The sequence below is a fragment of the Streptomyces sp. NPDC055078 genome, assembly GCF_053607985.1.
The window spans coordinates 1-10,288 of the sequence record NZ_JBSGUP010000275.1; the positions used below are offsets into that span (position 1 = coordinate 1).

General features: G+C 70.5%; 9 protein-coding genes. 8 read left to right on the forward strand and 1 reads right to left on the reverse strand.

Annotated features, from left to right (window positions below; genetic code table 11):
- Positions 1 to 106: 106 nt before the first annotated feature.
- The 5 genes from ACWF94_RS22305 to ACWF94_RS22325 are packed head-to-tail and all read left to right on the forward strand — an operon-like array spanning position 107 to position 5,856.
- Entirely contained in the window at positions 107 to 808 is a 702-nt protein-coding gene (locus ACWF94_RS22305) for an aspartate/glutamate racemase family protein (RefSeq protein ID WP_453491070.1), read from the forward strand.
- A complete protein-coding gene (locus ACWF94_RS22310; protein ID WP_453491073.1) occupies positions 805 to 1,893 on the forward strand; it encodes a DUF917 domain-containing protein in 1,089 nt (362 codons plus the stop codon). The genes ACWF94_RS22305 and ACWF94_RS22310 overlap by 4 nt, the downstream gene beginning before the upstream one ends.
- Positions 1,890 to 3,470 carry a hydantoinase/oxoprolinase N-terminal domain-containing protein gene (locus ACWF94_RS22315; protein WP_453491076.1) on the forward strand — a complete coding sequence of 527 codons (1,581 nt, stop codon included), beginning with the start codon at positions 1,890 to 1,892 and terminating at the stop codon, positions 3,468 to 3,470. The genes ACWF94_RS22310 and ACWF94_RS22315 overlap by 4 nt, the downstream gene beginning before the upstream one ends.
- Positions 3,457 to 4,722, forward strand: coding sequence for a metal-dependent hydrolase family protein (locus ACWF94_RS22320; protein ID WP_453491079.1), 1,266 nt, complete (start codon positions 3,457 to 3,459; stop codon positions 4,720 to 4,722). The genes ACWF94_RS22315 and ACWF94_RS22320 overlap by 14 nt, the downstream gene beginning before the upstream one ends.
- A gap of 3 nt (positions 4,723 to 4,725) precedes the next feature.
- Positions 4,726 to 5,856, forward strand: a complete 1,131-nt coding sequence (locus ACWF94_RS22325) for an aminotransferase class V-fold PLP-dependent enzyme (protein WP_453491082.1) — start codon at positions 4,726 to 4,728, stop codon at positions 5,854 to 5,856.
- Positions 5,857 to 5,968: 112 nt separating this feature from the next.
- Here the strand turns inward: ACWF94_RS22325 and ACWF94_RS22330 are convergent, their stop codons facing one another.
- Positions 5,969 to 7,015, reverse strand: coding sequence for a hypothetical protein (locus tag ACWF94_RS22330; protein ID WP_453491085.1), 1,047 nt, complete (start codon positions 7,013 to 7,015; stop codon positions 5,969 to 5,971).
- A gap of 382 nt (positions 7,016 to 7,397) precedes the next feature.
- Here ACWF94_RS22330 and ACWF94_RS22335 point away from each other — a divergent pair, with 382 nt between their 5' ends.
- The 3 genes from ACWF94_RS22335 to ACWF94_RS22345 all read left to right on the forward strand — a co-directional run.
- Positions 7,398 to 8,000, forward strand: a complete 603-nt coding sequence (locus ACWF94_RS22335) for a QsdR family transcriptional regulator (protein WP_453491088.1) — start codon at positions 7,398 to 7,400, stop codon at positions 7,998 to 8,000.
- Between the two features lie 214 nt (positions 8,001 to 8,214).
- Positions 8,215 to 9,198 (forward strand): zinc-binding dehydrogenase, encoded by a 984-nt coding sequence (locus ACWF94_RS22340; RefSeq protein ID WP_453491091.1) that lies wholly within the window; start codon positions 8,215 to 8,217, stop codon positions 9,196 to 9,198.
- 3 nt (positions 9,199 to 9,201) lie between these two features.
- On the forward strand, positions 9,202 to 10,288 hold a 1,087-nt coding region (locus ACWF94_RS22345), incomplete at its 3' end, for a mandelate racemase/muconate lactonizing enzyme family protein (protein ID WP_453491094.1).

Below are 10,288 nucleotides of genomic sequence, written 5' to 3' on the forward strand. Positions count from 1 at the left end.
GGAGAGCCGAGGAGCCGGAGCGGAGCACCGAGGTTCCGGAGCGGAGAACGCAAGAGCCGGAACGGAGCACCGAGGTTCCGAAGCGGAGAACGGAAGAGGAGAGCTGATGCGCATCCGAATCATCTACCCCGTCGTCGAGGGGTCGCTCGGCAACGACGTCGTTCCGGCGCTGCCGTCGTTCGTACGGCCCGAGACCGGCTGGCTGGCGGACGGACCGTCGGCGATCGAGACGCGGGCCGACGAGGCCCACGCCCTGCCGGCGCTCCTCGACGCCGTCGAGACCGCCACCGCGGACGGCGTGGACGGCATCGTCCTGGGCTGTTTCATGGATCCCGGGCTGGGCGCCGCGCGCGAGCTGACACACGTTCCGGTCTCCGCACCGGCGCAGGCCGCGATGACGATGGCGGTCACACTGGGAGACCGGTTCTCGGTCATCCTGCCGGCGGCCAGCGGCGCCCCGGTGGTCAGGGAACTCGCACACACCTATGTGGGCCTGGACCGGCTGGCGTCGGTGCGCGGCGTCGAGATGCCGGTGGCGGAACTGCGCAACCACGAACTGCTGGTGGCCAGGCTGGTGGAGCAGGCCAAACGTGCCATCGCCGACGACGGCGCGCATGCGCTGATCCTCGGCTGCACCGGCATGGGCGGGGTGACCGACGCCTTCCGCACGGCACTCTCCCACCACGACATACCGGTCATCGACCCGACGGCCGCCGCGGTGTCCGCGGTCGTGTCGCAGCTGATGCTCGGTGTGCGTCACAGCGGACCGGCGTACGCGGTGCCCGCCTGGCGTACGGAGGCCCGATGAGCGGCTGGCGCATGGACGAGGAAGCACTGGACTCCCTCGTGATCGGGGCCGGCATCCTCGGCACCGGTGGCGGGGGCAACCCGTACGTCGGCAGGCTGATGGCGCGCAAACTGCTGCGCGCGGGCAAGAAGATCGAGGTCGTCGCACTGGAGGACGTCCAGGACGACTGGAACCTGTGTGTGGCGGGCGGCATGGGCGCACCGACGGTCTCGGTCGAGAAACTGCCCCGCGGCACCGAGACGACCGACGCGGTGCGCGCGCTCCAGGGCCACACCGGGCGCCGGATCGACGCGATCCTGCCCGCCGAGATCGGCGGGGGGAACTCGATCGAGCCGATGATCGTCGCGGCACATCTCGGGATCCCGCTGGTCGACGCGGACGGCATGGGCCGCGCCTTCCCGGTGATGCCGATGATCACCTACCTCATCTACGGGGTCTCGCCGTTCCCGTGCGCCCTCGCGGACGAGAAGGGCAACCAGGTCATCTACTCCCAGGGCGTCGACAGCCACTGGCTGGAGCGTCTGGCACGCGCCGGCGCCGTGCAGATGGGCGGCTTCGCCGGCTGCGCGGTGGCGTGGATGTCCGGCGCCGACGCCAAGCGCACCGCCATCGGCGGCACGCTGTCGTGGGCACGCGACCTCGGCGCCCGCGTCCGCCGCGCCCGCGCGGACCGTACGGAACAGGTGCTCGACGGGATCCTCGACGTGACCGGCGGCCGGATGCTGTTCCGGGGGAAGGTCGTCGACGTCGAACGCCGCAGCACCGACGGATTCACCCGCGGACAGCTCGTCCTCGACGGCACCGACGCGGACGCCGGCGGCCGGATGAGGATCTCGTTCCAGAACGAGTTCCTGGTCGCCTGGCGCGACGACGACGTCGTCGCGACCGTCCCCGACCTGATCTGCATGGTCAACCACGAGGACGGCGACCCGGTCACGGTGGAGCAACTGCGCTACGGCCTGCGTGTGGCGGTCCTCGGAGTCCCCTGCTCCGACCTGCTGCGCACACCACGAGCCCTGGAGGTGGTCGGCCCAGGGGCGTTCGGCTACGACCTGACCTTCGAACCGATGGAGGCGACCCGGTGAGAATCGGCATCGACGTGGGCGGTACGAACACCGACGCCGTCCTGATGGACGGCAGCACCCTCCTCGCGAAGACCAAGACCGCCACCACCGCCGACACGATGTCCGGCATCGTGACGGCGATCGAATCACTGCTGGCCTCGGCCGGCGTCGACCGGGCCGCCCTGACGGCGGTGATGATCGGCACGACGCACTTCACCAACGCGGTGATCGAGCGCCGGCGGCTCGCGCCGACCGCGATCCTGCGGCTCGGCCTGCCGGCGACCCAGTCGGTCGACCCGTTCGACGACTGGCCCGAGGACCTGCGCGCCTCGATCGGCGGACAGTGGCGGCTCGCGCATGGCGGCAACGAATACGACGGCCGTGAACTGTCCGCGCTCGACCCGGCGGAGATCACGGGAATCGTACGGGAACTCGTCGGCGCGGGCGTGGAGTCGCTGGCCGTCGTCGCGGTCTTCTCCCCGATCGCGCCCGCCGTGGAGCAGCGCGCCGCACAGATCATCGCCGAGGAGGCACCGGGGCTCACCGTCACCCTGTCGCACGAGATCGGGCGACTGGGACTGCTGGAGCGCGAGAACGCCACCGCGATCAACGCCTCGCTGCGCCCGCTGGCGGCGGCCACCGTGTCGTCCTTCCGGCGCAGCCTCGCCGAACTGGGCATCGACGCGCCGCTGTATCTGACACAGAACGACGGCACGCTGATGGCGGCCGACCAGGCCGAACGCTATCCGGTGCTGACCTTCGCCTCCGGGCCCACCAACAGCATGCGCGGCGCGGCCTTCCTCTCGGGGCTGTCCGACGCACTGGTCCTCGACGTCGGCGGCACGACCTCCGATGTGGGTGCGCTCGTGCACGGGTTCCCCCGCGAGTCGGCCCTCACCGCCACGTTCGCCGACGTCCGGACCAACTTCCGGATGCCCGACCTCATCTCGGTCGGCCTCGGCGGCGGCAGCGTCGTACGCGGCGACGAGCCGGTGCTCGGGCCCGACAGCGTCGGCTACGCCATCACCGAGCGCGCCCTGGTGTTCGGGGGCGACACGCTCACCGCGACCGATCTCGCGGTCGCCGGCGGCCGGGCGGACGTGGGGAACGCGGACCTGGTGTCCGGCGTGGACACCTCGATGGCACAACGGGGACTGGACGCCATGCGGTCGATGATCGAGGACGCGCTCGACCGGATGAAGCTGACCCGCCATCCGGAGCCGGTGATCGTGGTCGGCGGCGGCAGCGTCCTCGTCGGCGCCGAACTGGCGGGCGCATCGCGCGTCGTACGCCCCGAGCACTTCGAGGTCGCCAACGCGGTCGGCGCGGCGATCGCGCAGGTCGGCGGAGAGGTCGACCGGATCGAGCCGGCGGACGGGAGCCGGGAGAGCATTCTGTCCCGCGCCCGCGCCGCGGCCATCGAGCGGGCGGTCGCCGCCGGGGCACTGCCCGGCACCGTACGCATCGTCGAGATCGAGGAGATGCCGGTGCCCTACCTGGAGGAGCGGATGGTCCGGGTACGCGCCAGGGCCGTCGGCGACCTGGCCGCCGCGTCCGCGGGCTCCCGCGCCACGGAGGAACACCATGCGGCGGATTGAGGCGGACCTGCTGATACCGGGCCGCGGAGACCCGGTGCCGGACGGTGTGGTGGTGTTCGACGGAGCGACGATCGGCTACGCGGGTCCTGCCGCCGGAGCCCCCGCCACACCCGGTGCCGAGGTCACCCGGGCGCGCGCGGTGATGCCGGGACTGTGGGACTGCCATGTCCATGTGACCGGCCTGACCGGCGCGAGCACCTCCGACTTCGCCTTCACCGACCCCGCCGTACGGGGTGCCAGGGCGGTGCCCGATCTGCGCGCGGCGCTGGACGCCGGGGTCACCTCCGTACGGGAACTCGGGGGACTGGGAACCGAGCTGGCGAAGGTCGTCGACGAGGGGATCGTCGAGGGACCGGCGATCTACGCGGCCGGCGCGCTGCTCGGCGCCACCGGCGGGCACGCCGACCTCCATGACGTACCGGCGGCCTGGGGACACGACCTGGCCGAGTCGGTCGGCGAGAGGCGCCAGTGCGACGGACCGGCCGACTGTGCCAAGGCGGCACGGGAGCAGCTGCGCCGCAACGCGAAGGTGATCAAAGTGTGCGCTTCGGGCGGAGTCTTCTCCGAAGTGGACCATCCCATCCACCAGCAGATGACCAGGGCGGAGCTGGCGGCGATCGTGGAGGTCGCCGGGATGGCGGACCGGGCGGTGGCCGCGCACTGCCACGGGAAGCCCGGCATCATCGCGGCGCTGGAAGCGGGCGTGCACACCATCGAGCACGGCACCTACCTGGATGACGAGTGCTGTGACGCGATGGTGGAGACCGGCGCGGTGCTGGTGCCCACCCGCAATGTGTTCGCCTCGTTCGGGGAACCCTGGCTGCCGGAGTTCGCGCGGCGCAAGGGGCAGGCGATCGCCGCACGGCACGCGGAGGCCCTCGCGCTCGCCGTAGAACGCGGGGTGCCGATCGCGGCCGGGACCGATATCGCGCTGGGCGCCGCGGTGGAGACAACGCTGCGGTGGGGTGCACACGGCAACGAACCGGAGCTGCTGGTCGCAGCGGGAATGTCCCCCGCGGCGGCGATCGAGGCCGCCACCGCCAACGGGCCACGCACGCTGGGCCCGCAGGCCCCCCGGAGCGGACAGCTGGCAGCCGGGTACGACGCCGATGTGATCACCCTGGACGCCGACCCGCTCGCCGACATCTCGGTACTCGCCGACCCCGCCCATGTCATCGACGTATGGCGCGGCGGAACGCGCCGCAAAGGCCCCGGCCCAGCGGCCGGCAGCCGCCAGAACCCGGAGAGGTGACCGATGAACCCGGACACGTTTCGAGCGCAGTTCCCGAGCCTGGCCGACACGACACACCTGGCATCCTGCAGCCAGGGCGCCGTCGCGGACCGGGTGACGTCCGCGATGGCGGAGCTGGCCTACTCCCTGCGCGCGGACGGCGCGCCCTGGGCCAAGTGGATGGCCGGGGTGGAGGGACTGCGCGAGCAGTTCGCCGGATTCCTCGGCGCGACCCCGGGAGAGATCGCGCTGGTGCCGTCGGCGACACACGCCGCCTTCCAGGCGATCAGCGCCCAGGACCTCGGCCCGGACGACACCGTGGTCTCCATGGCCGCTGAGTTTCCCAGCGTCGGACAGGTACTGGGGGCCGCGACGGACGCCGAGGTGCGATGGGTCACCGACGAGGCGATGCGGACGATGGGCGTGGTGGAGGCGTACCGGGCGCGGATCGACGGCCGGACCCGCCTGGTGTCCGTGCCGCTCGCGCTCTACACCGACGGAGCGGTCCAGCCGGTGAACGAGATCGCCCGCCACGCCCGCGCGGTCGGGGCCCGTGTGCTGGTCGACGCCTACCAGTGCGTGGGCGTCCTCCCGGTCGACGTACGGCGACTCGACTGCGACTACCTCATCACCGGCACCCTCAAGTACCTGCTCGGCCTGCCGGGGATCGCGGCCCTGTTCGCCCGGTCAGGGGTCACCGACCGGCGCCCGCCCCGGATGACGGGCTGGTTCGGCCGCGTCGATCCGTTCGCCTTCGACCCGGAGGCGCTCGATGTCCCCGAGGAGGCACGGCGGTTCGAGTCCGGCACACCGGCCATCCCCGCGGTCTACGCGGCGCGCGCGGGCATGGAGGTGCTCGCCCAGGTGCCGGCGGCGCGGCGGTGGGAGCACGTCGGGCAACTGGTCACCGAAGCACGGGAGCGGCTGCTGGCAGCCGGTGAGCGGCTGAGCACCCCCGCGCCGGACGCCCTGCCCGGCCCGCAGGTCGCGGTGTTCGACGGCGAACCGGACAAGCTGGCCTCGTTCCTGAGCGGCCACCGGGTCGTCACCGCGCCCCGTGGGCGGCTGCTGCGCGTCGCGTTCCACTACTACAACACATCGGCCGACATCGACCGGTTGGTGCAGGTCATCGGCGACTACCGCCGCCGGGCCTGAGCGCCGCCGGCCCCTCCCGGACGGCACCCCCTGTTCATGTGTGTTCAGGTGGGGCGCCCGGTGCGGTGCCGGGGAGAGCACAGCGGCTGCCCGGCACTTCGACGGGCCGGTGTCAGGGCGATCGCCGCATGAAGTCATCGAGGCAGAGGGGGCTGTGTCTCTCGTGGCAGGGGACCAGGTGCCCGCGATAGTCGGCGGTCCAGTACTGGCGCGGGCTCTTGGGCACGTCCTCGGCGAACAACGGCTTGTCGCCGTCCTTGAGGATCGTCCGGCCCGGCTCACCGGTCGAGTCGCGGTATCGTGCCGCTATCTCCCATGTGCACGAGAGCCCGGGTGTCTTCGCCTCGACTTTGAGGCCGCCCGGGGAAAGGCCGGGACCCAGGTCTATCTTTCTTCCGCTGAAGTAGGGTTTTCCCGTGTCCGCTCCTTCCGTGAGAGCGGGTTCGGCATTCTTCTGCGCCAGGTCGAAAATCACACCCGGATAGGTCCCCTCGCCCTGCGGGGGGAATACCACGATGGTTTTCGCGGTTGGTTCCCGGCATTCGACGTTCACTGCTCTCATATCCACGATCGAGAGCTGGGACTGCCGCTCGGTGAACAGGTTCATCCTGAACGACGTCGATGACCCCACCCGAGGGTTGTACCGCGGAGGGCTGGGAAACAGGACGCTCGGAAAGCGGATCAGCCGTCCGCCGCGCGGGCGCAGGTAGTTCCAGAACCATTCGTGATCGTGGATGGACACCTGCTCGATCTTCTTCTGCTCCTGCCGCGTCAGGGTCCGGTCCAGCGCGATGATGAAATCCGCAGGGAGGGACGTGTCGTAGTCGATGGTTCCGGTGAGGGGTTCCTGCTCGTTTTCGAGTTCCTCCTCGGCTGCCTGTTCGGCGCGCATGCGGGGTTTCGCTGTCTGTTTCTCGGCGTAGATCCCGATCGCTGTCGCCACGATCGCGCTGAAGGAAAGGAATATCGTGCCGATGACGGCGATGGATAAAACGACCCGGCGTCGCTTGCGCGGCTCAAGATTCTCCGTACCGGGAATGTAGTGTTCTGCCAGCAGGCCCCGGAGGGAGGGGGTGCCGTCCGCCTGCCCGGTTCCCGATGGAGTGGCCGTCTCCGGCCGGGTGGCTGTCTCCGGCCCCGGCGGGGACTCCGGTGGCACGGCTGGGACTCCCCGACGCGGGTCTTCCGGCCGCGGCGCGGGGTCGTCGCCCGCCGGTGTCCGGGTGGGACTGTCGCCGGGACCCGGCGCGGAAGGTGTAGCGGACACGGGGCTCCTGCGTTGACCGTTGACGGGCGCGGGCCCGGGGGCCAGGCCGCGGAGGACTCGGTACGGGCAGTACGGGGCCGCGAGTGCGCCACTGCGGTACTGCCGGTCCAGGAGCCTACAGGCGTTCGCGGGTCCCTGTGCGGTCGTCGCCCCACCGGCCGGACGACTGGTCAACGGGTCCGTTGGGCCGCCGCTCGAACGCCTCCGGCCGCCCGGGTTCGGGCGGGGCCCGAAGACAGGTGGTGGGGTGCGGTCCGCGCCTAGGATGTGGGCCATGACTGACGCGTCCACTCCGTCGATCCAGCCGGCCGGGGCGAAGCCGGCCCGGCGCCCGAACGCGGGCGAGGCGTTCAGGCTGGCGCGGAGGAGGTTCGTCGCCGGCAAACGGCTGGACATGCAGCAGTTGTCGGCGGACCTGGGCATCGACCGGACCACACTGTTCCGCTGGGTGGGCAACCGGGACCGCCTCGTCGCGGACATCCTGATCTCGCTGACCGATCCGACGGTCGACGCGGCGGTGGAGGCCGCCGAGGGCCACGGGGGTGCGCGCATCGCGTCGATCGCCGAGAACTACGCCCAGACCCTGATCGAGACGCCGTTCTTCCAGAGCTTTCTGCGACGCGAGGCGGAGCGCGCGCTGTGGTTGCTCACGTCGAAGGCGAGCCCCGTCCAACGCCATGTCGTGGGCTGCTTCGAGCGGTTGCTGAAGGAGGAGCGCGACCGGGGGAAGCTGACCCATGTGATGAGTCTGCACGACCTGGCGTACCTGATCGTCCGCATCATCGAATCGTTCATCTACTCCGACATGATCATCGGGGAGCCGCCCGACGCCGGCAAGGTGCGGGCGGCCATCGCGGCTCTCCTGCACGCGGAGTAGCCGCGCGAGCGCTGGGGCTTGCGGCTTCGGCCCCCGTATGGGCGGCCCGAGGGCGTCGCACCAGTCGTGGACGGCCGAGTGACGATCCGCCACTGAGGGACCGCGACCGCGATAACCGGTGGCTATCACCTGAGAGAAAACTGGCCGTAGTGGTGGTTCCGTCGCGCGCGTAATGTTCGGCTCCAGGCCGGTCCAGTACCACTGGGGAGAGTATATGAGGGTCGTTGTTCTGCCGGGAAACGGCCTTGTTTCGCTCGGCGAGCGGGAGATCACGGAGCCGTACGCGGATCAGGTGCTGGTCCGGGTCGCGGGGGCCGGCTGCAATCGCGCCGACCTGTTGCAGCGGGACGGGCATTACCCCGCACCCGCGGGTGTGCCCTCCGATATCCCCGGACTTGAGTTCTCCGGAGTTGTGGAAAGAACGGGGCCAGGTGTGACCGCGGTCCGGCGTGGCGATCGGGTCATGGGTATCACCGGTGGCGGTGCGCAGGCGGAATTCGTGCTGATCCGCGAGGACCACTGTGTTCCGGTGCCGGACGGTATGGAATTGCTGACGGCCGCGGCTGTCCCGGAAGCCTGCTTCACTGCCTTCGAGGCACTGGTCCGCCAGGGCGGGGTCCGCCCCGGGCACCGGGTGTACGTCAATGCGGCCGGGAGCGGGGTCGGCACCGCCATCGTGCGGCTGGCCGGGGCGCTGGGCGCGAGTGTGGCCGGTTCGACGCGGTCCGTCGCCAAACTGGAGAAACTGAAATCCATCGGCCTCGACGCGGGAATCACCGTATCCGGCGATGAATCCGTCGAGTCCCGTGCCGCACGGATCCGGGCGGCGGCGGGCGGTGAATTCGATGTGGCGATCGATCTCCTCGGGGGAGACCATCTGGGCACCGCGCTCCATGCCGTCCGGCCCGGCGGGACGGTCGTCCTGCTGGGGGCCATCGCGGGTGTCGCCGCCCAGGTGCCGATTCCCCTGATGATCACCCGTCAGCTCACCGTCCGTGGCATGGCGCTCCGCGGACGGCCCGCGCACGCCAAGGCGGAACTCGCCGCGGCGTTCACCCGCGAGGTGCTCCCGCTGCTGGAAAAGGGGCTGCTGAGTCCGGACATCGATCGCACGCTGGAGCTGGCTCAGGCCGAGACCGCGTACTCGCTGCTCGATGAGGACAAAGTGTTCGGCAAGATCGTCCTCAAGGCGGGATGAGCCATGGTGATCGTGGACGACGGAACAGGCGATCCGTTGCGGTTGTCGGCCATCGAGGAGATTCGCGCCCACCGCGTCAGAATTCCCCTCACCGCGCCGTACCGAACGGCGTTGGGCGACCTCCACCAGCTCGACACCGTCATCTGCCTGCTGCGGGCCGGCGACCGCTGGACGGCGGGAGAAGCATGTGCCCCCACGGGGTACAGCCGGGAGAACACGGAGCAGGTCTGGGACACCGTCCGTACGGTGGCCCCGGTGATCAGCCGCGGCTCGCCCCTCGACGGCCTGCGCGTACTGGAACGGATGTGCTCCGGCACCCCCTTCGCACGCGCCGCGCTGGCGACAGCACTTGAGCAGCAGCTCTGGCCCGCCCCGGCGGCCCTGGCGGCCGAGTCCCTGCGACTCGTGGCCACGGTGAACGAACACAGTCCGGCGAAGCTGGCCGATGAGGTGCTGGCCCACCTCGCCCACGGATACACCACCCTCAAGGTCAAAGTCGGCCTCGACGTCGAGGCCGACATCCGTCGGGTCACCGCCATCGCGGGAATCGCGGACCGGGCGGCGACCCTGCGCCTGGACGCGAACCAGCAGTACGGCTACGGGGACGCGGCACGCCTGATCGGCGCGCTGGACCCGGACCGGCTGGAACTCTTCGAGCAGCCGTTCCCGCCCGATTCCTGGGAACTCACCTCACGGTTGTGCGGCATCAGTGAGGTGCCCATCATGCTGGACGAGTCGATCGTGACGCGGGGGGACCTGGCCCGGGCCAAGGAAGCCGGTGCCGGTCTGGTCAAGCTCAAACTGATGAAATCGGGCAGCGGCCGGGACCTCAGCGAGGACATCGCCCACGCACGCGGCCTGGGGCTCGATGTGGTGGTCGGCAATGGTGTCGCATCCGATATCGGATGCTTCCCGGAGGTCGTCACCTGCGTCAACTCCGGGGTGACACTGCCGATCGAGAGCAACGGATTCCTCAAAATCCGCCCCTCGTTCCTCAACTCGCCGTTCCGGGTCTCGGACGGAAGGCTGACGGTGGTCCAACCGCAGCCGGCCGTAGATTTCGACCTGATCGAAGAATTCTCCCTTGCCC